Below are 24577 nucleotides of genomic sequence, written 5' to 3' on the forward strand. Positions count from 1 at the left end.
GCTTTTTGCCTATGTAGTAAGTTATAGGGGGACGATAGATGAACATTCGGCAACTAGCGCTACAAAATATAAAAGGAAATTGGCGTAATTATAAAGTGTTTTTCTTAAGTAGTTGCTTTGCAATATTCGCGTCTTTTGCATACATGTCTGTCATTGTACATCCGTATATGCAAGAGACGATGTGGTATCAAAACGTACGCTGGGGACTTATCATATGTAATGTTATAATTATTTCTTTTTTTGTCATATTTATTTTGTACTCTACTTCTATTTTCATAGAGGCACGTAAGAAAGAATTAGGATTATACATGTTAATGGGAGCAACGAAATCTAACGTAATAGGAGTAATTATGACCGAGCAAATATTGATCGGGGTATTTGCTAATATTTTCGGTATTGGGCTTGGTATGATCTTTTTAAAGCTCTTCTTCATGGTGTTTAGTATGTTACTGGGGCTTCCGAAAGAACTCCCTGTCATATTTGACGTGAGAGCAATCGGGGGAACGTTTATTGTATATATGGTCGTATTTGTTGTCTTATCTTTTATAAGTGCTTTGCGTATATGGAATATAAAAATCATTCGGTTATTAAAAGAATTTCGCAAGGATAGAAAAGAGAAGAAAACATCAATGCGGCTTTGTATATTCGGATTTATTTGCTTAGGTATAGGATATGCGTTAGCGTTACAAGCGACTATACGAACGATAGCATTCTATTTTTTTCCTGTGTCTATACTTGTCTTTTTCGGAACGTATTTTTCTTTTACACACGGCACTGCTCAAATATTAGAAATAATAAAACGAAATAAAAAGATTATGTATACATATCCGTATTTATTTATAGTGAATCAATTGTCACATCGAATGAAGGAAAATGGTCGTTTTTTCTTTCTAATGTCAATGGCAACGACGTTTGTAGTTACGGCAACAGGTACGGTGTTCTTATATTTTTCTGGTATGCAAGATATGTGGCGGAGCGGGGGCGTACACTCATTTTCTTACATAGAAAAGGGTACTTCTTCTCATGAAGTCTTTGCGGAAGGCACGGTTGAACAATTATTGCACCAATATGGATATAATGACTTTCAATCTATGAGTTTTATTGGAGTGTATGCATCTTTTCAGTCCAATAAGGGAGAAATAGAAGTAGCGCCGCTCATTAAAGAAAGTGAATACAATCAAGAGGCAAGAAAACAAAAACAGAAAACGTATCATCCTAAAAAAGGAACAGTTACACTCGTTTATTACAATAATTCGAATGTATATAATCAAAAAGAGATTCAATTGCAAGTAACGAATCAACCATATCAATTCGTATTTAACGGTCAGAAAGAAGGGGTTCAATTTAACCATCATCCTTCGCACATTAATGGTCTGTTCTTCGTCATGCATGATGAAGACTTTGACAGTATAGCAAATAAGGTTCCTGATTCTGAAAAAATGATATATAGAGGCTATACATTACCAAATATCGAAAATACGAAAGAATTAAATGAAGATTTACGGAAACATATGAAACAAGATAAAGATAATGCATTTCGAAGTAATATGGAGTTATATGTGAATATGAAATCGTTCGGTGATATTACTCTATTTATAGGATCATTCATTAGTATATTATTCTTTCTTACTTCATGTAGTATCGTATATTTTAAATGGTTTCATAATATTGCATCTGATCGAAAGCAGTACGGGGCACTTGCTAAGCTTGGAATGACGAAGGAAGAAGTGTGGAAAATTTCTCGTTGGCAATTGTGTATGCTATTTTTTGCGCCAATTATAGTAGGAAGTATGCATAGTGCAGTTGCGTTATATACGTTCCATAATACGATCTTTATGGATGGTTCATTACGAAAAGTAGGCTTGTTTATTCTGTTTTATATCGCTGCATGCATCGTTTATTTCTTTTTCGCTCAAAGAGAATATAGGAAACATTTAGACTAGCGAATGCTAGTCTTTTTTTAATATTCGAAATTTACATAGAAGAATATAAAAAAGTATGGTATAACAGTAAGGAAACGAAAAAGAGGGGAAAAGACGATGATTCGAGTAGGATATTTAGGACCAGAAGCAACATTTACAAATATGGCGGTGAGTCGTTTTTTTCCGGAAGCAGAGCATGTACCGTATCGAACGATTCCAGATTGTATGGATGCAGCTGCAAATGGAAATGTAGATTATGCAGTGGTACCACTAGAAAATGCGATAGAAGGTTCAGTGAATATAACAGTTGATTACCTCGTACATGAGCAACCACTTTCTATTGTAGGAGAAATTACAGTACCAATTCAGCAACATTTACTTGTACATCCGCAGTATGCAGAAGTTTGGGAAGAAGTATATGCAGTGCACTCTCATCCACACGCTATTGCACAATGTCATAAGTTTTTAAATGAAGAATTAAAAGGGGTAACCGTCCGAGATATGACATCAACAAGTGCAGCTGCGCAATATGTGAAAGAACATCCTGAAGAAAAAATCGCTGCCATTGCAAATGAAGCGGCTGCAGAAAAATACGGTTTAACAATTGTAAGGCGTGATATTCATACGCACAAAAACAATCATACACGCTTCCTAGTGCTCCATAAGAAAAAGAAAGCAATACTCCCAAATAACGGAGAAAACCGCGGAGAGAAAACGACGCTTATGATAACGTTACCTGCTGATTATGCAGGGGCACTATATCAAGTGTTATCAGCTTTCGCATGGAGAAAATTAAATCTATCAAAAATCGAATCGCGTCCGATGAAAACAGGACTAGGAAATTACTTTTTCTTAATTGATGTCGATAAAGCATACGATGATGTATTATTGCCAGGCGTAACGATGGAGCTTGAAGCACTTGGTTTTTCTGTTACTGTGCTCGGGAGTTATTGTTCTTATTGGTTGTAAGAGAGGTGGATGAACTGTCGATATTTCCCTTCTAATTGCTGATATAATTTCATCGGATAATACATTTTGTGATAGATAAATAGAGTCCCACCTATAAATGGTGGGATTCTATTTATTTTAACTTCGCAAGACGATCCTCTAACTGACCACGCCAAATATCGGCTAGTTCTGGAACAGCAAGAATCTTTTCGATGCCATCTTTATCTTTTCTATTATGAAAATAAATTTCGTTAGAGAACAAGACAGAAACATTGCTCGGTTGACGTTCTAGTAATGTAATTTTTGAATCTTTACGTACGTTCCCTTCTTGAAGAACACGGCATAGGTAACCAGTAAATCCAGTTGCTACAATGCGCGGCAGTATGCCAGGAATACCAAGGCGTTTTGAAATTGTGCTACAAGGTACTCTCGCTTGTGTCACTTGAATGATTGCTTCACCTAGTTGATATGTATCTCCGATGCAAACATCACGCTCTAACATATTTGTTACGGTAATGTTTTCGCCAAATGTGGAAGCTGGAAGCGTAGTTTGAAATTCTTCTTCCCATAGTGCGTAATGTTCGTGTGGGTACACACAAACTGCGCGGTCAGGTCCCCCGTGGTGTTTTAAATCCGCTACATCATCACCACGAAATCCATCTTTTGAGAGAAAAGCTTCTTCTGCAAGTTCTTTACATATACCAGTAATTATTTCTTTATCTTCGCTATATTTCATTTGTTTTGGTTTGCCAATGCTAAAGTGAACGAGTTCAATTCCCATGTTTGAGCTCCTTTACAATTGATTACAATATTATATCACTAAAAAAGCACAGAGAATGATAAAAACTCTGTGCTTTACATGAATTAATAAACGAGAAATCCTGCTTTATCTAGTGCCTCGCAAGCAGCGTCTAATTTCTCTTTCGAATCTGCCTCAATTGTATGTAAGTGAATACCATCTGTTAGTTGCGAAAGATAGGAAGCATTCGTGTTTTCAATTTTTTGTAAATATTGCTCTACATCAAAGCGATTACTTACCATGATGGACGCTGTTAAGTCACCGTATACAGGATGCTCAACTTTTACATCTTTAATCGTAACGCCGTGGTCAACAAGCATTGTAAGTTCTTGACGTACTTCCGCTGGTTTATGTTGGCATACAATTACGCGTTCGAAAGCTTGTTGTTTCTCTTGTGGTTTTAAATATAAATACCCTTGAGCAGTCGCAATAATTGGTTCGTTTCGTGCTTTAAGCAAGGAAATATCTTGCACGATAACTTGTCTACTTACATTTGTCTTTTTCGATAGTTCATTCCCAGATAACGGTTCGTTTGCAGCGAGAAGCCACTGAAGGATAAGTTGTCGTCTTTCTTCACCTAAAATCTTTTTTTGTTCATTTTGTTTCATTATGATTTAACACCTCTATAAAATTGATTTCCAATTGTGTGTAGTGCATGAATAGTAGTATCAATTTGATCTTTCGTTGTTTGTTGTCCGAAAGAGAAGCGAACATATTGTTTTGCCTCTTCATACGTTTTTCCAATTGCAAGCATTGTTTTCGAAGGTTCTTGTTTACCGACTTGGCAAGCACTTCCAGTGGAGATGGCAATACCATGGCGATTACATTCTAGCATTGTATATTGACCTTCTATTCCTTTTATTGTAACCCCAACAATATGTGGTAAACAAGAAGTAGAATGACCTTCTACTTGAATTTCTAGAGGAAGCGCTTGTAAATGTCTTAAAAAGTAGGATCGTAACTCTTTAAAACGTAAGCTCTCTTCTTGTTGATTTTTTAATATATTCTCAGCAGCTGTTAAAAAAGATGCGATGCCAGGAACGTTTACTGTACCTGGGCGAAATCCTTTTTCATGAGAAGTTCCCGGAAATATTTGTGCCCAGCGAACTTGGGGATTTATATAGCAAGCGCCAACACCCTTTGGTCCGTATATTTTATGTGCTGAAACAGAGAGACTATCAATTCCCATCTCAAAAACATTGATAGGAAGTTTACCAAATGTTTGTACACAATCTGAATGAAATAAAACGTTATATTTTTTTAAAAGTGCCCCGATCTCTGTGATGTTTTGAACGGTTCCGATTTCAGAGTTTCCATGCTGTATGCTTGCTAGAACAGTATTTTCTGTAATGGCTGTTTCTAAATCATCTAAATGAATTAGCCCGCCTTCATCAACAGGAATTTCAGTAATTGTATACCCTTCTGATTGTAAGGATTGAAAATAACTTCGAATGGATGCATGTTCCATAGGTGTTGTAATAATGTGCTTTTTATTTCGAGCATTGAGAAGGGATTGAATCGCAAGGTAGTTGGATTCCGAGCCACCGCTTGTGAAGAATACCCCTTGTTCCTTTCCGCCAATCATTTCAGCAAATGTTTTTCGGCAAACTTGTAATAAAGAAGAGGCTGTTCCTCCAATATCATGTAAACTTTGTTCATTTCCGAAGTATTGCGATGCTGCTTTCATATATGTGTGTAATGCTTCTTCACTCATAGGTGTAGTAGCTGCATAGTCAAGATATATCATCATGTAAGTTCCTCTCCCTAGTAAGAGTTACATTTCTTGTATTTTTTAAATGGTAGTGAAAATAAGAATTATAAAAAAACTCTTGTCATTATTTTAAAACTATGTAAATATAGGTGTCAAGACAGTTGAAAAGTGTAAAGTAGGAGGCAACAATTATGCCAAGTGCAGATGTCTTAATTATTGGAAGTGGCGTTGCGGCACTTCGTGTTGCGAAAGAGATTTGTCACGAAAAGAATGTGATTATTATCACAAAGGAAACAAATCGTAATAATAATACATATTTAGCGCAAGGTGGAATTGCCGCAGCAGTTGCAACATATGACAATCCAAATGATCATTTTGAAGATACGTTAGTAGCAGGATGTCATTATAACAATGAAGATGTGGTCCGTTATTTAGTCGAGGAAGGACCGAAAGAAATGAATAATCTCATTGAAAATGGAATGAAATTTGATGGAGATGAAACGGGTCCTCATCTTGGAAAAGAAGGCGCACATCGAAAGCGTCGTATTTTACATGCAGGTGGCGATGCAACAGGAAAGAATTTATTAGAGCATTTCATTCAAGAAGTAGCTCCGCACGTTACGGTAGTGGAACAGGAAATGGTGCTCGATTTTATTATAGAAAATGATAAATGTGTTGGAGTTTTAACAAGAACTAGTGAAGGGAAGTTGAAGCGTTACGTTGCAGATTATACGGTGTTAGCAACAGGTGGGATTGGCGGTTTATACGCCTTTACTTCTAACGATAAGACAATTACGGGTGATGGACTTGCGATGGTGTACCGCGCAGGCGGGGAGCTCGTAGATTTAGAGTTTGTACAGTTTCATCCAACAATGTTATACGCGAACGGGCGATGCTGCGGCCTCGTCTCTGAAGCTGTCCGTGGTGAAGGAGCTGTCCTTATGAATGGAAAAAGGCAGCGTTTTATGATGAATATACACCCTGATCACGATCTCGCACCACGTGATGTAGTAGCAAGAGCGATTCATGAGCAGCTTTTGGCGGGTGAACAAGTGTATGTAAATATCGAGTCTATTCAAAATTTCGAAGGACGTTTTCCGACTGTATCATCATTGTGTGAAAAGAATGGTGTCGATATAAATGAAAAACGCATTCCAGTCGTACCCGGTGCTCATTTTCATATGGGCGGCGTGAAAACGAACTGTGATGGGGAGACGTCCATTCCAAATTTATATGCGGTCGGTGAAGTAGCTTGTAATGGTGTTCATGGAGCAAATAGATTAGCAAGTAATTCATTATTAGAAAGTCTTGTGTTTGGAAAAAGAATAGGACAACATATTTTAACGAAAGCGACAAAAGAAAGCTGGAACAACGTGGCTGGGAAGGAAAAGAAGTTTATCGTTCTGAATCATTTGCCGGCGAAAGAAGAAATACAAGAATGCATGATGAAATATGTTGGGATTGTGCGAACAGAGAAAAGTTTATCTTATGCAAAGAGATGGCTTAGTAAGTACGGTGTTCGAAATATGATATTACAACATGATGCTCTTACAAATGAAGAGATAACGCTTATTAATATGTTAACAGCCTGTGAGCTTATAGTCGTGTCAGCTTTGCAAAGAGAAGAAAGTATTGGTGGCCATTATCGAAGCGATTATCCACATAGAAATAGCGTAAAAAAAGAGATCGTTCGAGTGAAAAGAAAACTACAACTTGTGTGATGAAGGGAAGAGGGGCTCTATGAACACGATAAAAGTGAAAGAAGCATTAAATCGATTTTTTCTAGAAGATATAGGAGAAAGAGATGTAACATCTCAGCTTATTTTTCCAGACAATTTACTTTCAAAAGGAACGTTTCTTGCGAAGGATACAGGTGTCTTTGCGGGGCGTCTAGTAATTGAAGAAGGATTTAAATTAATTGATGAAAAAATTGAAGTGGAGCTTCATAAAAAAGATGGAGATCTTGTAGAAAAGGGCGAAATAATAGCAACTGCGCAAGGACCAATTGCTTCGTTATTGACGGCAGAGCGCGTTATATTAAACGTTATCCAGCGTATGAGCGGGATAGCTACGATGACACATAAAGCTGTTCTTGCTTTAGATAGCGGCCATACACGTATTTGCGATACGCGAAAAACGATGCCAGGGCTACGCATGTTTGATAAGTATGCAGTCGTGTGCGGAGGCGGATTTAATCACCGTTTCGGTTTATATGACGGTGTCATGATTAAAGACAATCATATTACTTTTGCTGGTTCTATTACGAAAGCTGTTACATCGGTGAAAGAAAAATTAGGACATATGGTGAAAGTAGAAGTGGAAACAGAAACGGAGGAGCAAGTGAGAGAGGCTGTAGCTGCTGGTGCAGATATTATTATGTTTGATAACCGTACGCCAGATGAGATCCGGGAGTTTTCAAAGATTGTACCAAGTGCCATCGTTACGGAAGCATCAGGAGGCATTACAATTGAAGATTTATCGAAATATGGAAAAACAGGGGTCGATTATATTTCACTTGGAGCGTTAACACATTCAGTGAAAGCACTTGATATTAGTTTCAATATTGAGGCGTAAGGAAAGTGGCTTAGAGGGGGAGAAAGGAATATGAGTATTTTAGAAAAAGTGCAACCGATTGAAACGATGTTACCAGAGCGTTATTACACGATGACAACAGAAGAAATGGAAAAGCGTGTTCGTGAAATTAAAGAAAAAATGGGAAAAACACTATTTATTCCAGGACATCATTACCAAAAAGATGAAGTGGTACAATTTTCTGATGCAGCAGGAGATTCACTTCAGCTTGCACAAGTTGCAGCGAGCAATAAAGAAGCGAAATATATTGTATTTTGCGGTGTACACTTTATGGTAGAAACAGCAGATATGTTAACGACAGATGATCAAATCGTTATTTTGCCAGATATGCGTGCAGGTTGTTCGATGGCAGATATGGCAGATATTGAACAAACAGAAAGGGCATGGAAAGAGCTCGCAAAATTATTTGGAGATACGATGATTCCGTTAACATATGTTAACTCTACAGCTGCAATTAAAGCGTTTTGTGGTCGTAATGGCGGAGCAACAGTAACTTCTTCTAATGCAAAACAAATGGTGTCTTGGGCGTTTACACAAAAAGAGCGTCTTGTCTTTTTACCGGATCAACATTTAGGAAGAAATACAGCTTACGATTTAGGTATCCCATTAGATAAAATGGCAGTATGGGACCCACATACAGATTCATTAGAGTACGATGGAGATATAGAAGAAATTCAAGTGATTTTATGGAAAGGGCATTGTTCGGTTCATCAAAACTTTACAGTGAAAAACATTGAGAACGTACGGAAAAATCATCCGGATATGAATATTATTGTACATCCAGAATGTTGCTATGAGGTCGTTGATGCTTCGGATTACGCAGGATCAACGAAATATATTATTGATATGATTGAAGCAGCGCCACCTGGAAGTAAATGGGCAATTGGTACAGAGATGAATTTAGTGAACCGAATTATTCAGCAACATCCAGATAAAGAGATTGTTTCACTTAATCCATTTATGTGTCCGTGTTTAACGATGAATCGAATTGATCTGCCGCACTTATTATGGGTGCTTGAAACGGTAGAAAGAGGAGAAGAAATTAACGTTATTAGCGTAGATAAACAAGTGACTGAAGAAGCGGTTCTTGCATTAAATCGTATGTTAGAGCGTGTGTAAAGCAACGGTATTTCTGTTGCTTTTTTTCATGCATATAATCATAACAAGAACAAAATGGGCATACATTGTTTTGAAGAAATCATTGTGATTTTCTTATGCTTATTCCACTTCTAATGATATTGAAAATCGAAGAAGTGATACAAGTGAAAAGAAGTTAGCGTTATTTAGAAAGGGTTACTTCATGAGATTTGTTACTTATAGATAAGTTATACAGGAGGGGGAAAATTTGAAAATTCATATCGTGCAAAAAGGGGATACCCTTTGGAAAATTGCGAAAAAGTACGGAGTAGATTTTGATACGTTGAAAAATACAAATACACAACTTAGTAATCCAGATTTAATCATGCCAGGTATGAAAATTAAAGTACCATCAAACAGCGTTCACGTGAAACAACATGCTGGAGCAGGTTCATCACCTCCAAAACAATACGTAAAAGAAGTACAACAAAAAGAATTTGCAGCAACGCCAACTCCGCTTGGAATAGAGGATGAGGAAGAAGTTACGTATCAATCAGCGCCGATTACACAGCAACCTGCTATGCAACAAACACAAAAAGAAGTGCAAGTAAAACCACAGAAGGAAGTGCAAGTAAAACCACAGAAGGAAATGCAAGTGAAACCACAAAAAGAGGTACAGGTAAAACCACAGAAGGAAATGCAAGTGAAACCGCAAAAAGAAGTGCAGGTAAAGCCACAAAAAGAGGTGCAAAAAGAAAAGCCAATTCAAATAGAAAAACCAGTTGAAAAACCGTCTGTTATTCAAAAACCAACTGTTATAGAAAAACAAAAACCAGCAGAAAAAGAAAACACAAAGTTTTCGGTAAATGTATTACCACAGCCGCCGCAACCACCAATAAAAGCAAAAAAAGAATATAAAATTTCAGATGTAATTAAAAAAGGAAGTGAGTTAATTGCTCCTCAAATTACTAAAATGAAACCTAATAACATCATTTCTCCGCAAACGAAAAAAGATAATATCGTGTCACCGCAAGTAAAGAAAGAAAATGTAGGAAATATCGTGTCACCACAAGTAAAGAAAGAAAACATAGGAAATATCGTGTCACCGCAAGTAAAGAAAGAAAATATAGGAAATATCGTGTCACCGCAAGTAAAGAAAGAAAATGTAGGAAATATCGTGTCACCGCAAGTAAAGAAAGAAAATGTAGGAAATATCGTGTCACCGCAAGTGAAGAAAGAAAATGTAGGGAATATCGTGTCACCAAATGTAACGAAAGAGAATGTAGTTATTCCACAAGTAATACCGCCAAATATTCAAATGCCAAACATCATGCCAATGTTGGATAATAATCAACCACCAAATATAATGCCAATCATGGATAATAACCCAATACCAAACATCATGCCGATCATGGATAACAATCAAATGCCGAATATGATGCCGATCATGGATAACAATCAAATGCCGAATATGATGCCGATAATGGATAATAATCAACCACCGAATATGATGCCATATCAAATACCATACCAACAGCCTATGATGCCGCCAAATCCGTATTATCAACAACAAAATCCATATCAAATGCCATATCAGCAAGGGGCACCGTTTGGACCGCAATATACGTCTATGCCAAATCTAAATATGATGCCAATGGATAATAATATGCCACCGCTCGTGCAAGGAGAGGAAGATTGTGGATGCGGAGGAGAGAGTAGGCTATATAGTCCGCAACCTGGAGGACCACAATACGCGAATCCTTTATATTATCAACCAACTCAATCGGCATATGCGCCACAGCCAGGAACGATGTATTATCAACCAGATCCACCAAATGTATTTGGGGAGCCGGTTTCAGAAGAAGAGGACGAAGAGGAAGTTTAAAAAAGGCGGGATTATTCCCGCCTTTTTTGTATGTAGAGTCGTTCTGAAAATGGAAGATTTACATCAAATGTTAGAAAATCCCCAGTGAAATATTAACAGTGTAAAAACCTTCTCTGTTACTCATCATAAGAGGGAGCTTTTCAGAAGAGAAGTTCATTCTAACAGAGGGGGTTTTTGTATTGAATACGAAAGTAAAAGTGATTGCTGCTTCTTTGTTAGTTACCAGTGCATTAGCTGCATGTGGTACACCAAAAGATAACAATGCAATGGATGGACGTAACTACAACTATAAGCATACATCTTATAATGATACACACCAGTATCGTGATAATGTAGCGCGTAATGATCGCTATACAGATTATGTAACATATAGAAATGGTCGTAACGATACAGGATATAACAATTATTACCGCGATGTAAATTACAACGGACAAATTGCTAATCCGCATCCAACTCGTAATATTACAATGAACAATTCATACATTAACAATGATGGTAAAACAGCTGAAAGAATAACGAATCGTGTGAAACGTATGAATAACGTAGACCGCGTGTCTACAGTTGTATATGGAAACGATGTAGCGATTGCAGTAAAACCACGTAATACAGTGACAAATGAAACGGCGATGGCGAACGAAATTCGTCAAGCGGTTTCAAATGAAGTTGGAAACAGAAACGTATATGTTTCTGTAAGAAATGATATGTTTACTCGTGTCGATGCAATGAGTACACGCCTACGTAATGGTACAGTTACAAACGATTTTAATCGTGATATAGGGAATATGTTCCGAGACATTCGTTACGGTTTAACTGGTACTATGCGATAGCAAAACAAAAGAGGAAGGGGTAGCCCTTCCTCTTTATTCATCGTTGTCGTGTAAACGACGTTTTTTAATGAAATAACTAATGGAATAAGAAATTAAAAAGCATATAAAGAAAATACTACCTGTTAGAATAGCCTCAAAGAGAGGTCTTTTTGGACTGAAAATGATATAAATAATGGCTATAATAGTTCCTGCAATAAGAGAGCGTAAAATAATTTTGTAATAAGGAGTTAACTTTATATCCTTTTCGCCTTCTTCTACATCGATAGAAACGCTTAACTGTAAATAACTAAGTACGATACTTGTAAGGATAAATAATAACCATAATGGAGATTTCGTAGCTTGATCCATTCCTTCAGTGAATCCGATATATCCTAAAATGCCAATTATACCAAGCGATTGAAAAAGAAAGGCAATACGTATGTTTTTTAATGTTTTCAGAATGAGACGTTCATCCTTTATTTTTTTCACAATATCCATCTCCTGTTTATTATGATTTCGCTATTATATTAATTGTAACATATATATTGCATTTATCAATTTATAATTTACACGAATTTCGTTTGAGTAAAAGAGGAAATAAAATATTTTTATAAACATGTTGCACTTATACTTTATTAATGTTATATTAGCAAAGCGATGAGCTAATTTACGTAAGACGAGAGATATGCTTAAGTGCTAAACACGCGAATGTGGTCGCCTGGTCTCTCGCCGTAAACGCATCAAGACGCCTGCTTTGCAGGCGTCTTTCATTTTATATAAAAACAAATGCTAATGCAGATAAAGATAAAACTTTATCTGCATTTTTTTATTTTCGAGAGAAATGTAATATGGTCATTTATATGGATAAAACCTCCATTTCCGGAAAAACTACTAATGAAAGTTTGATCTTGCCTAAAAGAGGTGAACGGAAATGAAATGGATACTGATTACGATGCAAGCTTTCGTTATGATGTTTTGTTTCGTTTATGAAACGAATGTGAAGGCGGAAGGGCCAGTACCAGAAGTAACAGAAAAAGAGCCTGAAGTTACAATTTTATTAGAGCGAATGTATGTTGATGGAGAAGTAAGTGAGGAAATCTTTACAGAAAAAGTAGCGGACTTAGAAAAGTTTTTACAGCAGTATAAAGAATGGCAGCTCGTTGATCGTGATGATGTACAAATTGTATTACAAAAGAAAGTTGATGATATTTCTCCGTTATTAAAGACGAGCGGTTATTTTGGTGTGTCAGAGGAAGGGATATTACAAATTTTCAAAGGTGTACCGAAAAGTGATAATGCGATTCATTCCTTCTTTCAAATTGATATGAAAAAGCTTGAGAGCTATGAGCGTGCGAAGTTGAAGCGTGGTATTCGTATTAAATCAAAAGAAGGTTTTGTGAAGACGATTGAAAAAATGAAGCAATACGCAGTGCAAAATAAGAAAAAAAGCAGCTCATGGTGAGCTGCTTTTTTTACTTGTTTTTATCTAAAATTTGTTTTGCGATTTCATCAATTAGCATATCTTTTCCGATTGGATTGAAAGCTTTCGTATTGAAGATTTCATTTGATACTTCATATACGTGATTGTTTTTAACTGCTTTATTGTCTTTCCAAACGGCACTGTTTTTGTAGTCTTCGTAAACTTTATCAGCTTCGCCGCCAAAGTTTACAATAAACATTTGATCAGGTTGGAATGCAACAAGACCTTCTAACGATACTTGTGCCATCGTTTGTTTTAAATCTGTACCTTTTGTTGCTGGAAGTTTTAAGTCATTAAAGATGATGTCACCGTATCCGAAGCTACCGTATACACGGAAGTTTTGTGGTGTAACTGCGACGAACATAAAGTTCTCATCTTTTGTTTTTTCTTTAATTTTTTTAGATAAAGAGTCTGCTTTTTTATCGTAGTCTGCAATCCATTTGTCTGCTTTCTTTTCTTCGTCAAATAGTTTACCTACTTCTTTAAACTTACCGCGCCAGTCTTCTAAGTTTGTTTCTAAAACAACTGTTGGTGCAACCTTTTCTAATTGATCATAGATCTTCAATTGACGATTATTTAAAATAATTAAGTCTGGTTTTAATGCAGTAACAGCTTCTAGATCAACTTTAGGTGCCCAGTACCACCCTACTGCTTTTACTCCGTCTAATTTTTCTGTTAAATGATTTTGGATTTTATCTTTATATGTGTTTGCTGTACCAACAGGTTTGTGTTCAAGAAGTAATAATTCTTCTGTTGATCCAGACAGGTCAACAATTCTCTTTGGATTTACTGGAATTGTAGCTTCCCCTTTAGCGTGTTTTACAACTTTTGTTTTCAGTTGTTCTTTCGCTTTCGATTCTTCTTTTTGAGAAGAACAGCCAACGATAGAAAGAACAACTAGCATAATAGTAAATAAAATAAATAGCTTTTGTTTCATCCTGATGTAACCCCTTTAATTAATATTGATAATCATTATCGACTTCTGTATATTAAGGTGCTTCATACTTTCTGTCAATGGAAAATAACAGAAGTTTCAAATAGGGAACATTTGTTGGGGTAGTCTCGCTTTTCTATCATTAAATATGTTAAAATGGAATACATGATTTAAGAGGGAGAGATCGTATTTTGTTTGAATATGTTACAGGTTACGTGGAGTATGTAGGACCGGAATATGTCGTAATTGACCATAATGGAATTGGTTATCAAATTTTCACACCAAATCCGTATGTATTTCAAAGAAATAAGCAAGAAATCCGTGTCTATACATATCATTATGTGAGAGAAGATATTATGGCACTTTACGGGTTTAAAACACGTGAAGAGCGTTTATTATTTACAAAGTTGTTAGGTGTGTCTGGTATTGGACCAAAAGGCGCTCTTGCAATTTTAGCGTCTGGTCAAACAGGACAGGTCGTTCAAGCGATTGAACACGAAGACGAGAAGTTTTTAGTGAAGTTCCCGGGCGTCGGAAAGAAAACAGCACGCCAAATGATTTTAGATTTAAAAGGAAAACTAGCTGATGTCGTGCCAGATGCATTTGTTGATTTATTCTCAGACACAGAACGTTTTGATGAGAAGAAAGGTTCATCAGTTGAGCTTGATGAGGCGCTGGAAGCTCTGCGCGCACTTGGATACGCAGAACGAGAAGTTTCTCGCGTTGTACCAGAGTTATTAAAAGAATCATTAACGACGGATCAGTATATTAAAAAGGCACTTAGTCTTTTACTAAATGGTAAGAGGTGAGTATAATGGACGAACGTCTCCTTTCAGGGGAATCTGCATATGAAGATTCGGATTTAGAATATTCATTACGGCCACAGACGCTCCGTCAGTATATTGGCCAAGATAAAGCGAAACATAATTTAGAAGTGTTTATTGAAGCAGCGAAAATGCGTGAAGAAACGTTAGATCATGTGCTTCTATATGGACCACCAGGACTTGGTAAAACGACGCTTGCCAATATTATTGCCAATGAAATGTGCGTAAATGTTAGAACAACTTCAGGTCCAGCAATTGAAAGGCCGGGAGATTTAGCAGCTGTATTAACAGCACTTCAGCCGGGTGATGTATTATTTATTGATGAAATTCATCGTTTGCATAGGTCAATTGAAGAAGTGTTATATCCTGCGATGGAAGATTTTTGCCTTGATATCGTAATTGGAAAAGGGCCATCAGCACGGTCTGTACGTTTAGATTTACCGCCATTTACATTAGTTGGAGCAACGACCCGTGCGGGGGCATTATCAGCGCCGCTTCGTGACCGTTTCGGTGTACTTTCAAGATTAGAGTATTACACAGTAGATCAGCTTTCTGAGATTGTTGAACGTACAGCAGAAGTATTCGAAGTTGAAATTGATTCGTTAGCCGCACTAGAAATTGCAAGACGTGCTCGTGGTACACCTCGTATTGCGAATCGTTTATTACGACGTGTACGAGATTTCGCACAAGTTCGTGGTAACGGAACGGTTACGATGGAAATTACACAAATGGCGTTAGAACTACTGCAAGTAGATAAATTAGGTCTAGATCATATCGATCATAAATTACTGCTTGGTATTATTGAGAAATTCCGTGGTGGCCCAGTCGGGTTAGAAACGGTTTCGGCAACCATTGGAGAAGAATCTCATACGATTGAAGATGTATATGAGCCATATTTATTACAAATTGGCTTTTTACAACGAACGCCAAGAGGCCGAATCGTAACGCCGCTTGCATATGAGCATTTCGGAATGGAGATGCCAAAAGTATGACGGAGATGCCAAAGCTGCTTATTACAGCTGGTATTTTGCTCATTGTTGTTGGATTAGCTTGGAAGTTCATAGGAAGGCTTCCAGGCGATATTTTTGTGAAAAAAGGTAACGTTACCTTTTATTTTCCTATCATTACATGTATTGTGTTAAGTATTGTATTATCTTTTATTATGTATATAATAAATCGATTTAAATAAGAAATAGGTGGATATAGTTATGGATATTAATCTGTTTGATTTTCATTTACCAGAAGAACTTATTGCACAAATCCCATTAGAAGATCGTGAAACATCAAGATTAATGGTGTTAGATCGTGAAACAGGCGATATTGAGCATAAACATTTTACAGACATTCTTTCTTACTTACATGAGGGGGATTGCTTAGTTTTAAATGAAACGAAAGTTATGCCTGCTCGTTTGCACGGTGTGAAAGAAGATACAGGCGCGCACATTGAAGTACTTCTTCTAAAACAAGAAGAAGGCGATAAGTGGGAAACGCTTGTTAAGCCAGCGAAACGTGTAAAAGAAGGAACTGTTATCTCTTTTGGCGAAGGGAAATTAAAAGCAACTTGCATAGGAACTGCAGATCAAGGTGGACGTCATCTTGAATTTTCATATGACGGCATCTTCTATGAAATTTTAGATGAACTTGGGGAAATGCCACTTCCTCCATATATTAAAGAGACGCTAGAAGATCGCGATCGCTATCAAACAGTATATGCGAAAGAAATCGGTTCAGCAGCAGCGCCGACTGCGGGACTTCACTTTACAGAAGAGTTACTGGAGAAGTTAAAACAAAAAGGCGTCGGGTTAGCTTTCATTACACTTCACGTAGGACTTGGAACATTTAGACCAGTTTCTGCAGATACGATTGAAGAACACCATATGCACGCAGAATATTACCATATGTCTGAAGAGACAGCTGCGTTATTAAATCGCGTGAAAGAGAATGGTGGACGTATTATTACGGTAGGTACGACTTCAACTCGTACGTTAGAAACAATTGCGACAGATCATAACGGTAAGCTTTGTGCTGCTTCTGGATGGACAGACATTTTTATGTACCCAGGTTATGAATTTAAAGCAATTGATGGTTTAATTACAAACTTCCATTTACCGAAATCAACATTAATTATGCTTGTAAGTGCATTTGCAAATAGAGATAATGTACTTCATGCTTATAATGAAGCAGTAAAAGAAAAATATCGTTTCTTTAGCTTCGGTGATGCAATGTTCGTTGCATCTCACGCTAAAATGGGAAACAAATAAAAGGAGTAAATTATGACAGCAATTCGTTATGAATTTATTAAAACTTGTAAACAAACAGGTGCCCGTTTAGGACGTGTACATACGCCGCACGGTTCATTTGATACACCAACATTTATGCCAGTTGGTACACTTGCAACAGTTAAGACAATGTCACCAGAAGAATTAAAAGCAATGGATTCTGGCATTATTTTAAGTAATACGTATCATTTATGGCTACGCCCAGGTCACGAAATTATTCGTGAAGCAGGTGGTTTGCATAAATTTATGAACTGGGATCGTGCGATCTTAACGGACTCTGGTGGTTTCCAAGTATTCAGTTTAAGTGACTTCCGTCGTATTGAAGAGGAAGGCGTTCACTTCCGTAACCACTTAAATGGAGATAAATTATTCTTATCACCAGAAAAAGCGATGGAAATTCAAAATGCATTAGGATCGGATATTATGATGGCATTTGATGAGTGTCCACCTTTCCCGGCTACTTTTGAATATATGAAGAAATCTGTAGAACGTACAAGCCGCTGGGCAGAACGTTGTTTAAAAGCGCATGAACGTCCACAAGATCAAGGTTTATTCGGTATTGTACAAGGCGGAGAGTTCGAAGAGCTTCGTCGTCAAAGTGCAAAAGACCTTGTTTCAATGGACTTCCCTGGTTACGCTGTAGGTGGTTTATCTGTAGGTGAACCGAAAGATATTATGAACCGTGTACTTGAGTTTACAACACCACTTCTTCCAGATAATAAGCCACGTTACTTAATGGGAGTAGGTTCTCCTGACTCGTTAATCGATGGTGCAATTCGTGGTATTGATATGTTTGACTGCGTACTTCCAACTCGTATCGCTCGAAATGGTACATGTATGACAAGTGAAGGCCGTCTAGTTGTAAAAAATGCGAAATTTGCAAGAGACTTCGGTCCGCTTGATCCAAATTGTGATTGCTATACATGTAAAAATTACTCTCGTGCGTACATTCGTCACTTAATGAAATGTGATGAAACGTTTGGAATTCGTTTAACGTCTTATCACAACCTTCATTTTCTGTTAAACTTAATGGAGCAGGTGAGACAAGCTATTCGTGAAGACCGTCTTGGCGATTTCCGCGAAGAATTCTTTGAACAGTATGGCTTTAATAAACCGAATGCTAAAAACTTCTAATACATAATTTAAAAGGAGGAACAAAAGATGAATCCAGGTATGATGAATATCGTTATGATCGTTGCGATGTTTGCGATTTTCTATTTCTTATTAATTCGCCCGCAACAAAAGCGTCAAAAAGCAGTTGCTCAAATGCAAAATGAGTTAGCAAAAGGTGATGCTATCGTAACAATCGGTGGTTTACACGGTACAATCGAATCAGTAGATGAGACGAAAATCGTTATTAAATCTGGTGGTTCACACTTAACTTTCGATCGTAATGCGATTCGTGAAGTTGTGAAAAACTAATGAGAAAGGCCCTGCATGAAATGTGCAGGGCCTTTTTTAGTTGTTTTGTTTTGACATATTTACCCCGAAAATACCACCGAGTGTACTCGCGCCCATTAATGCTAATTGATAAAGTAACTGGGAGTTCGATAAAGTTTGAGAGAAGCCTAAATAGTTAACTAGAAAAACAAGTATAGCGAATGTAAGACCTGTTGTGAAACCTACTAGCCAACCTTTCCCTTGTGCTTTTTTGCCGGCAGTAAATCCGGATATAAGCATAGATAAAAGAGCTAGTATAAAAATAGTAACGGCTAATGTCTCTTCAGTCATATCTGTAAACTTTAATAAAAGAGCCATAACCATGCTAATAATTGATGCAAAAATTAATAAGGTAATGATACCAAAGCCGATTGCGGTTGATAATCTTTTCGTTCCATCCATTTATACATTCCCCCTTTTTAATACAAGCATATTTTCTTTTTGCCCAAGTTAGACTAGTTTATTTTTTATAGGGGAGTCTATACGTAAAAAAGGAGATGTAGAAATGGAATGGGTATCAATCATTGGCCGGACGATGCTTTTGTATATCATCATATTAATTATTTTTCGTCTTATGGGTAAACGTGAAATTGGAGAGTTAAGTGTATTAGATTTAGTCGTATTCATTATGCTTGGGGAAATGGCTGTAGTCGCAATTGAAAATACCGATAAATCACTTTGGCACCAATTAGTTCCGATGACTTTTCTTATGTGTATACAGATTATTTTGTCAGTCATTTCATTAAAGTTTCAACGAATTCGGCATTTAATAGAAGGTGAGCCGGCTATTCTTGTAAATGCGGGGAAAATTGATGAAAAGAAGATGAGAAAGCAGCGTTATAATATAGATGATTTATTGATGCAATTAAGGGAGCAAGGAGTTGGAGATATCCGAGATGTAGAATACGCTATTTTAGAACCATCTGGGAAGTTATCTGTCTTTCAAAAACAAAAAGGTAAACAGGATACATTGCAGTTTACTCTTCCTCTTATTATTGATGGAGAAATTCAATTGAATCATTTACAAATGATTGAACATACAGACGAATGGCTCATTGGAAAATTAAAAAACTTAGGTTATAACGATATCACACAAATTTTATACTGCAGCTTTCAAAACGGACAATTTTTTGTTGATTTGAAAGAAAACTAGAGGCTTACTATATGAAATAGTAAGCCCGTTTACTTCAAAAATGAAAGTTTTCGAATGATTGGAAGTCGACTCAACTCTTCTTTTCGAATGAGTTTGAAAGTGAAGAGGAGGATAATATAAACGATTGTTGTTAAAGTGATTTCCCATAATGTTTGTACGCCGAGTGAATGAGAGAAAATTATATATTTATGAAGGTAAAAACCGAAAGCGCCTGCAATACCGATATCAAGTCCGCCGAAAATGTAGTCTTTTGCGTAAATGGTAAATGTAATTTTCTTTAAAACAGTAGCGTAATGAAGGAATGTTACCGTCACTATATTTGCTGCAATTGCAAGGGCAACCCCCATCATTTGAAAATCTGGCCTTGAAGCTAGTACAAAAATAACGATTAATTTCACGATGGCGCCAATAAATGTATTCATCATTGCAGCTCTTGCTAAGTTTAAAGCTTGTAAAACAGAGGTAAGTGGACTTTGAAAGTAATGAAATAAAAAGCAAGGTGCAAGAAGCTGGATAAATGCTGTTGCACTATCCGATCCATACATAAGAGTTAAAATAGGAGAAGCGAATACGTATAATATAACGACTGACCACCCACCAGTAATTAATGAGATCCGAAGAGCTTGTTGGAGGCGGTGTTCCACTAATTTATGCTGTCTTTTAGCCATCGCTTCACTAATAGATGGAACGAGTGCTGTAGAAAGAGCGTATGTAATAAAGGCTGGCAGTGATAGAAGTGGGAATGCATAACCGTTTAATATACCGTATTGCTGGGTTGCGACAGAGGCAGCAACTCCCGCAATCGCTAAGCTTTGCATAACAACGATAGGTTCAAAAAAATATGAAACGGAACCGATTAAACGACTTCCTGTAGTTGGAAGGGCAATATCCATAAGAGAATAAAATGTACCCTTGCTCTCCTTTACAGTAGTGAAAAATCCAGAGCGTATAGATAAATGTTTTTCGCGCTGGAATAAAGTGAGTAAAAATAATAACGATGCAACTTCACCGAGAACGGCTGATAACATAGCGCCAGCTGCAGCATATTCTACACCGTAAGGTAAAAATAACTGAATGCATATAGCGATAATTGTAATGCGGACAACTTGTTCTATAACTTGAGCATAAGCGCTAGGTTTCATATTTTGTTTCCCTTGGAAATAACCGCGTAAAACAGAAGAAACAGCAATAACAGGAACGACAGGTAAAATAGCCATTAATGGATAGTACGTTCGTTCATCAGTTAATAATGTTTTTGCTAAAATAGGTGTGAGGAGCATAATTCCAATTGTTAAAATGATACTAATAACGGATGTAACAGCTAATGATACTGTTAATATTTTTTTAACTCTTTGTTTATCGTTCACAGCTTCCGCTTCTGCTACAAATTTTGCGATTGCGACAGGAAGGCCGATTTGTGTTAATGTAATTGCTAGAATGAATGTAGGAACGGCCATCATATAAAGGCCAACACCTTCTTCCCCTAAAATACGTGCCATTACAATCCGGTTAATAAATCCAAGGATTTTGGTAATAAATCCGGCTATCATTAAAATAAATGCGCCTTTTAAAAAGCTTTGTCTCGTCATGGTCTTCTCCTACCTTCTCAAAATCAGTGGAATGATTTACAATAATTTATATGCACGTATGAGACAAGAATGACAAGCATTTAAGAGAGTGAAGTATGAGAGTGCTCTTGAAAGTAGTTATTGCTGTCCATTAGAGCGGGATTAAAAGCGACTTTTCGTGCTGAAATAAGAAGGAGATGTTTATGTATGTTAGAAAAAGAGGCTTTGGTAGAATCATACCGCGGACAGTTACAAGTCGTTTTAGAAAGCAAAGTAGAAGAGTTTCACATGTTCGGTTATGACCGAGTAACAGATGATGATATTTGGAAGTTTCTTAAAGTGAAGAAGTGGAAAAAAATAAACGGTGATGTTAGATTATATGAATTAGTAAATGATGTATTAAGAGTAAGTACTAATGAATATATGAATTATTTAACTGTTGAAGCATATCAAGCGCCACTTTGGTCATTTGATGAATATGAAAATAAATAACCGACTGCAATTGGTTTGTTCTTCCTTTTGCAGTATAATGATAGGTATTGATAATGAGGAAATAATTATGTCTAAGATTATATATAAAGGGGGTAGTGAAGAGAAAAAATAAATAATGAAAGTGTAGGTATTGTGAAAAACTTACCGACACAGCTAGTGATGAACTAGCAAAATTATAGAAAGGAAGTCTACTAACTAGGCGTATGCACACGTGTAAAAGTAAATCGTAAGAGATTTATTTAAAGTGTTAGTAGCAGAAAGAGGGTACATATGGCAAAGCGTGGTACGAGAATTGCCGCCTTTTTCCTCATCGTTTTATTAATCGGTGGAGTAATTGGTGCGGCAGGAAAAGACATAGCAAAAGGAATTAGTCTAGGACTAGACCTTCGCGGTGGTTTTGAAATTCTATATGAAGTAAAACCAGCCAAAAAAGGTGATAAAATCGATCGAGACGTACTTGTAAGTACAGTAGGCGCTCTTGAAAATCGTGTCAATGTTCTCGGTGTAAGTGAGCCGAACATTCAAATCGAAGGGCAAGATCGAATTCGCGTACAGCTTGCTGGTGTACAAGATCAGCAAAAAGCACGTGAAATGTTATCAACACAAGCGAAATTAACATTCCGTGATGTAGATGACAACCTTCTTATGGACGGAACGGATTTAAAAGGCGGCGGAGCGAAGCAAACATTTGATGACCAAGGCCGTGCGAGCGTAGGTCTTACACTAAAGAGCGCTGAAAAATTCCGTGAAGTAACTGAAAAAATTTCAAAAATGCCACCACCAACGAATTTAATGGTAATTTGGCTTGATTTTGAAGAAGGAAAAGATTCGTACAAAGCAGAATCTGCAAAACCGAATCCAAAGTTCTTATCAGCAGCAACAGTAGACCAAGTATTTAACCAAGCTGAAGTATCTATCGTAGGTGGAAACTTCACAGTTGAAAGTGCGAAACAACTTTCATCTTTATTAAATGCAGGTGCACTTCCTGTTGATTTAAAAGAAATGTATTCAACATCTGTTGGAGCGAAGTTTGGTCAACAAGCGTTAGAGCAAACAATTTTCGCTAGTGCGATTGGTATCGCTCTTATTTTCTTATTTATGCTTGTATTCTACCGTTTACCAGGAATTGTAGCGGTTATTATGTTAGGTTTATACATTTTCGTTACATTACTTGTCTTTAACTGGATGCATGCAGTTCTTACGTTGCCAGGTATTGCGGCGTTAGTGCTCGGGGTAGGTATCGCAGTTGATGCGAATATTATTACGTACGAGAGACTGAAAGAAGAGCTGAAAATTGGTAAGTCAATGATGTCAGCATTTCGTGCGGGTAACCATCGTTCATTAGCAACAATTCTAGATGCGAACATTACGACACTTGCAGCAGCTGGTGTGTTATTTGTTTATGGTAATAGCTCTGTAAAAGGATTCGCAACAAGTTTAATCGTAAGTATTTTAGTTGGTTTCGTTACGAACGTATTCGGTACTCGTTTCTTACTAGGATTACTTGTAAAGAGCCGTTACTTCGATAAAAAACCAGCATACTTTGGTGTGAAACAAAAGGATATTATTCCATTAACAAAAGGTGTAGTACATCCACCGACAAGATTTGATCGTATTAACTTCGTAAATATCGGTCATAAATTCCTTGTTTTCTCGATTGTAGTTGTAATTGCAGGTGCAATTATTTTACCAATTTTCAAATTGAATCTTGGTATTGATTTTGCGAGTGGTACACGTATCGACTTGCAATCAAAACAATCAGTTACTGTATCAGATGTTCATAAAGATTTTAAAGAATTGAACATTGATGTGAAGGAAGAAAATATTGTACCTACTGGAGATGACAATAAAGGTTTCGCCGTTCGTACTTTAGGTGTTCTATCAAAAGATGAAATTGCGAAAACAAAAACATTCTTCCATGATAAATACGGTACAGATCCAAACGTAAGTACAGTTTCACCGACAATCGGTAAAGAGATTGCACGAAATGCATTTATCGCAGTATTAATTGCTTCTGCGGTTATCATTTTATACGTAAGTATTCGATTCCGATTTACGTACGCATTATCTGCAGTGCTTGCATTATTACATGATGCGTTCGTTATGATTGTTATATTTAGTATTTTCCAATTAGAGGTAGACTTAACGTTTATCGCTGCGGTATTAACAATTATCGGTTATTCTATTAATGACTCGATTGTTACATTTGATAGAAACCGTGAATTATACAAACAGAAAAAACGAGTTCGCGATATAAAAGACTTAGAAGAAATCGTAAATGCAAGTATTCGCCAAACGCTTGGTCGTTCAATTAACACCGTATTAACAGTGTTATTCCCAGTAATTGCGTTACTTATCTTCGGTAGTGAGTCACTACGTAACTTCTCGTTTGCGTTACTTGTTGGATTAGTTGTAGGTACGTACTCTTCTGTTTTCGTTGCTTCTCAAATTTGGTTAATGCTTGAAAACCGTCGTTTGAAAAAGGGGAAAAATAAGAAAAAGGTTGAGAAAGTAGAATCTGAACCGCAAGTATAAAAAAGATGATGTCTCTTTATGAGGCATCTCTTTTTTCGTTTGTGGATACAATAAGATAGCAACTTTTTAACAGAAGGGATATGGGAAAAACTGGTGTTGTTATCGCTGTTTTTGTTACAATAAAAAGATAGG

At 36.8% G+C, this 24577-nt stretch carries 23 protein-coding genes and 1 pseudogene; 17 read left to right on the top strand and 7 right to left on the bottom strand.

Annotated elements, in window-relative coordinates; translation table 11 throughout:
* The first annotated feature begins 38 nt into the window (after positions 1-38).
* Both RBB48_RS01255 and pheA read left to right on the top strand, forming a co-directional pair.
* Positions 39-1943 (top strand): ABC transporter permease, encoded by a 1905-nt coding sequence (locus RBB48_RS01255; RefSeq protein ID WP_306007328.1) that lies wholly within the window; start codon positions 39-41, stop codon positions 1941-1943.
* Positions 1944-2039: 96 nt separating this feature from the next.
* The gene (gene pheA / locus RBB48_RS01260; RefSeq protein ID WP_098089336.1) at positions 2040-2891 is read left to right on the top strand and encodes a prephenate dehydratase; all 852 of its coding nucleotides are present in this window, start codon (positions 2040-2042) and stop codon (positions 2889-2891) included.
* A gap of 112 nt (positions 2892-3003) precedes the next feature.
* Here the strand turns inward: pheA and RBB48_RS01265 are convergent, their stop codons facing one another.
* The 3 genes from RBB48_RS01265 to RBB48_RS01275 all read right to left on the bottom strand — a co-directional run bounded on the left by RBB48_RS01265 (position 3004) and on the right by RBB48_RS01275 (position 5419).
* Positions 3004-3651: an MOSC domain-containing protein gene (locus RBB48_RS01265; RefSeq protein WP_149213784.1), complete on the bottom strand. Its 648-nt coding sequence runs from the start codon at positions 3649-3651 to the stop codon at positions 3004-3006.
* 83 nt (positions 3652-3734) lie between these two features.
* Positions 3735-4277, bottom strand: a complete 543-nt coding sequence (locus RBB48_RS01270; protein WP_000812272.1) for a transcription repressor NadR — start codon at positions 4275-4277, stop codon at positions 3735-3737.
* Positions 4277-5419: an IscS subfamily cysteine desulfurase gene (locus RBB48_RS01275; RefSeq protein ID WP_088064471.1), complete on the bottom strand. Its 1143-nt coding sequence runs from the start codon at positions 5417-5419 to the stop codon at positions 4277-4279. The genes RBB48_RS01270 and RBB48_RS01275 overlap by 1 nt, the downstream gene beginning before the upstream one ends.
* Before the next feature lie 152 nt (positions 5420-5571).
* Here RBB48_RS01275 and nadB point away from each other — a divergent pair, with 152 nt between their 5' ends.
* The 5 genes and pseudogenes from nadB (at position 5572) to RBB48_RS01300 (ending at position 11761) form a co-directional block, all read left to right on the top strand.
* The gene (gene nadB / locus RBB48_RS01280; protein ID WP_149213785.1) at positions 5572-7101 is read left to right on the top strand and encodes an L-aspartate oxidase; all 1530 of its coding nucleotides are present in this window, start codon (positions 5572-5574) and stop codon (positions 7099-7101) included.
* A gap of 19 nt (positions 7102-7120) precedes the next feature.
* Positions 7121-7954, top strand: coding sequence for a carboxylating nicotinate-nucleotide diphosphorylase (gene nadC, locus RBB48_RS01285; RefSeq protein WP_088064469.1), 834 nt, complete (start codon positions 7121-7123; stop codon positions 7952-7954).
* 30 nt (positions 7955-7984) lie between these two features.
* Positions 7985-9091 (top strand): quinolinate synthase NadA, encoded by a 1107-nt coding sequence (gene nadA / locus RBB48_RS01290; RefSeq protein ID WP_149213786.1) that lies wholly within the window; start codon positions 7985-7987, stop codon positions 9089-9091.
* Between the two features lie 226 nt (positions 9092-9317).
* Positions 9318-9474, top strand: a pseudogene (gene safA, locus RBB48_RS31605) (SafA/ExsA family spore coat assembly protein); the annotation flags it as partial.
* Between the two features lie 1639 nt (positions 9475-11113).
* Entirely contained in the window at positions 11114-11761 is a 648-nt protein-coding gene (locus tag RBB48_RS01300) for a YhcN/YlaJ family sporulation lipoprotein (RefSeq protein ID WP_001093539.1), read from the top strand.
* 33 nt (positions 11762-11794) lie between these two features.
* On the opposite strand, the gene RBB48_RS01305 is transcribed toward RBB48_RS01300, so the two are convergent.
* Positions 11795-12238, bottom strand: coding sequence for a branched-chain amino acid ABC transporter substrate-binding protein (locus tag RBB48_RS01305; RefSeq protein WP_149213001.1), 444 nt, complete (start codon positions 12236-12238; stop codon positions 11795-11797).
* 433 nt (positions 12239-12671) lie between these two features.
* Between RBB48_RS01305 and RBB48_RS01310 the strand changes: the two genes are divergently transcribed.
* Positions 12672-13202, top strand: coding sequence for a BofC C-terminal domain-containing protein (locus RBB48_RS01310; RefSeq protein ID WP_087985316.1), 531 nt, complete (start codon positions 12672-12674; stop codon positions 13200-13202).
* Positions 13203-13212: 10 nt separating this feature from the next.
* On the opposite strand, the gene RBB48_RS01315 is transcribed toward RBB48_RS01310, so the two are convergent.
* A complete protein-coding gene (locus RBB48_RS01315) occupies positions 13213-14157 on the bottom strand; it encodes an iron-hydroxamate ABC transporter substrate-binding protein (RefSeq protein ID WP_306007331.1) in 945 nt (314 codons plus the stop codon).
* A 188-nt stretch (positions 14158-14345) separates the two neighbouring features.
* Here RBB48_RS01315 and ruvA point away from each other — a divergent pair, with 188 nt between their 5' ends.
* The 6 genes from ruvA to yajC are packed head-to-tail and all read left to right on the top strand — an operon-like array spanning position 14346 to position 18679.
* Positions 14346-14963 carry a Holliday junction DNA helicase RuvA gene (gene ruvA / locus RBB48_RS01320; protein ID WP_088064464.1) on the top strand — a complete coding sequence of 206 codons (618 nt, stop codon included), beginning with the start codon at positions 14346-14348 and terminating at the stop codon, positions 14961-14963.
* A 5-nt stretch (positions 14964-14968) separates the two neighbouring features.
* Positions 14969-15970 carry a Holliday junction branch migration DNA helicase RuvB gene (ruvB, locus tag RBB48_RS01325; protein WP_088064463.1) on the top strand — a complete coding sequence of 334 codons (1002 nt, stop codon included), beginning with the start codon at positions 14969-14971 and terminating at the stop codon, positions 15968-15970.
* Positions 15967-16167 (top strand): DUF2905 domain-containing protein, encoded by a 201-nt coding sequence (locus tag RBB48_RS01330; protein WP_000138162.1) that lies wholly within the window; start codon positions 15967-15969, stop codon positions 16165-16167. Before ruvB ends, RBB48_RS01330 begins: the two co-directional genes overlap by 4 nt.
* Positions 16168-16186: 19 nt before the next feature.
* Positions 16187-17239: a tRNA preQ1(34) S-adenosylmethionine ribosyltransferase-isomerase QueA gene (queA, locus tag RBB48_RS01335; RefSeq protein WP_048541404.1), complete on the top strand. Its 1053-nt coding sequence runs from the start codon at positions 16187-16189 to the stop codon at positions 17237-17239.
* 12 nt (positions 17240-17251) lie between these two features.
* A complete protein-coding gene (gene tgt / locus RBB48_RS01340; RefSeq protein ID WP_000125362.1) occupies positions 17252-18391 on the top strand; it encodes a tRNA guanosine(34) transglycosylase Tgt in 1140 nt (379 codons plus the stop codon).
* Positions 18392-18418: 27 nt separating this feature from the next.
* A complete protein-coding gene (gene yajC / locus RBB48_RS01345; RefSeq protein ID WP_001068064.1) occupies positions 18419-18679 on the top strand; it encodes a preprotein translocase subunit YajC in 261 nt (86 codons plus the stop codon).
* Positions 18680-18715: 36 nt separating this feature from the next.
* Here the strand turns inward: yajC and RBB48_RS01350 are convergent, their stop codons facing one another.
* The gene (locus RBB48_RS01350) at positions 18716-19099 is read right to left on the bottom strand and encodes a TIGR04086 family membrane protein (protein WP_097889248.1); all 384 of its coding nucleotides are present in this window, start codon (positions 19097-19099) and stop codon (positions 18716-18718) included.
* 103 nt (positions 19100-19202) lie between these two features.
* On the opposite strand from RBB48_RS01350, the gene RBB48_RS01355 reads away from it, so the two are divergent.
* The gene (locus tag RBB48_RS01355) at positions 19203-19850 is read left to right on the top strand and encodes a DUF421 domain-containing protein (protein ID WP_097889249.1); all 648 of its coding nucleotides are present in this window, start codon (positions 19203-19205) and stop codon (positions 19848-19850) included.
* A gap of 29 nt (positions 19851-19879) precedes the next feature.
* Here RBB48_RS01355 and spoVB read toward each other — a convergent pair whose 3' ends face one another.
* A complete protein-coding gene (gene spoVB, locus RBB48_RS01360; protein WP_306007332.1) occupies positions 19880-21439 on the bottom strand; it encodes a stage V sporulation protein B in 1560 nt (519 codons plus the stop codon).
* Positions 21440-21625: 186 nt separating this feature from the next.
* Between spoVB and RBB48_RS01365 the strand changes: the two genes are divergently transcribed.
* Both RBB48_RS01365 and secDF read left to right on the top strand, forming a co-directional pair.
* Entirely contained in the window at positions 21626-21910 is a 285-nt protein-coding gene (locus tag RBB48_RS01365) for a post-transcriptional regulator (protein WP_000890214.1), read from the top strand.
* Positions 21911-22180: 270 nt separating this feature from the next.
* Positions 22181-24445: a protein translocase subunit SecDF gene (gene secDF, locus RBB48_RS01370; RefSeq protein ID WP_088064462.1), complete on the top strand. Its 2265-nt coding sequence runs from the start codon at positions 22181-22183 to the stop codon at positions 24443-24445.
* Positions 24446-24577 lie beyond the last annotated feature (132 nt).

It is taken from the genome of Bacillus sp. MMSF_3353 (assembly GCF_030733445.1).
GTDB classification, from domain to species: Bacteria; Bacillota; Bacilli; order Bacillales; family Bacillaceae_G; genus Bacillus_A; species Bacillus_A wiedmannii.

Coding starts and splice junctions, on each gene's coding strand:
- RBB48_RS01350 (WP_097889248.1), bottom strand. CDS start 19,099: ATGGATGGAACGAAAAGATTATCAACCGCAATCGGCTTTGGTATCATT.
- pheA (WP_098089336.1), top strand. CDS start 2,040: ATGATTCGAGTAGGATATTTAGGACCAGAAGCAACATTTACAAATATG.
- RBB48_RS01265 (WP_149213784.1), bottom strand. CDS start 3,651: ATGGGAATTGAACTCGTTCACTTTAGCATTGGCAAACCAAAACAAATG.
- nadC (WP_088064469.1), top strand. CDS start 7,121: ATGAACACGATAAAAGTGAAAGAAGCATTAAATCGATTTTTTCTAGAA.
- RBB48_RS01315 (WP_306007331.1), bottom strand. CDS start 14,157: ATGAAACAAAAGCTATTTATTTTATTTACTATTATGCTAGTTGTTCTT.
- RBB48_RS01310 (WP_087985316.1), top strand. CDS start 12,672: ATGAAATGGATACTGATTACGATGCAAGCTTTCGTTATGATGTTTTGT.
- RBB48_RS01330 (WP_000138162.1), top strand. CDS start 15,967: ATGACGGAGATGCCAAAGCTGCTTATTACAGCTGGTATTTTGCTCATT.
- secDF (WP_088064462.1), top strand. CDS start 22,181: ATGGCAAAGCGTGGTACGAGAATTGCCGCCTTTTTCCTCATCGTTTTA.
- RBB48_RS01365 (WP_000890214.1), top strand. CDS start 21,626: ATGTTAGAAAAAGAGGCTTTGGTAGAATCATACCGCGGACAGTTACAA.
- RBB48_RS01255 (WP_306007328.1), top strand. CDS start 39: ATGAACATTCGGCAACTAGCGCTACAAAATATAAAAGGAAATTGGCGT.
- nadA (WP_149213786.1), top strand. CDS start 7,985: ATGAGTATTTTAGAAAAAGTGCAACCGATTGAAACGATGTTACCAGAG.
- RBB48_RS01270 (WP_000812272.1), bottom strand. CDS start 4,277: ATGAAACAAAATGAACAAAAAAAGATTTTAGGTGAAGAAAGACGACAA.
- tgt (WP_000125362.1), top strand. CDS start 17,252: ATGACAGCAATTCGTTATGAATTTATTAAAACTTGTAAACAAACAGGT.
- spoVB (WP_306007332.1), bottom strand. CDS start 21,439: ATGACGAGACAAAGCTTTTTAAAAGGCGCATTTATTTTAATGATAGCC.
- nadB (WP_149213785.1), top strand. CDS start 5,572: ATGCCAAGTGCAGATGTCTTAATTATTGGAAGTGGCGTTGCGGCACTT.
- yajC (WP_001068064.1), top strand. CDS start 18,419: ATGAATCCAGGTATGATGAATATCGTTATGATCGTTGCGATGTTTGCG.
- queA (WP_048541404.1), top strand. CDS start 16,187: ATGGATATTAATCTGTTTGATTTTCATTTACCAGAAGAACTTATTGCA.
- ruvB (WP_088064463.1), top strand. CDS start 14,969: ATGGACGAACGTCTCCTTTCAGGGGAATCTGCATATGAAGATTCGGAT.
- RBB48_RS01275 (WP_088064471.1), bottom strand. CDS start 5,419: ATGATGATATATCTTGACTATGCAGCTACTACACCTATGAGTGAAGAA.
- RBB48_RS01305 (WP_149213001.1), bottom strand. CDS start 12,238: ATGGATATTGTGAAAAAAATAAAGGATGAACGTCTCATTCTGAAAACA.
- RBB48_RS01355 (WP_097889249.1), top strand. CDS start 19,203: ATGGAATGGGTATCAATCATTGGCCGGACGATGCTTTTGTATATCATC.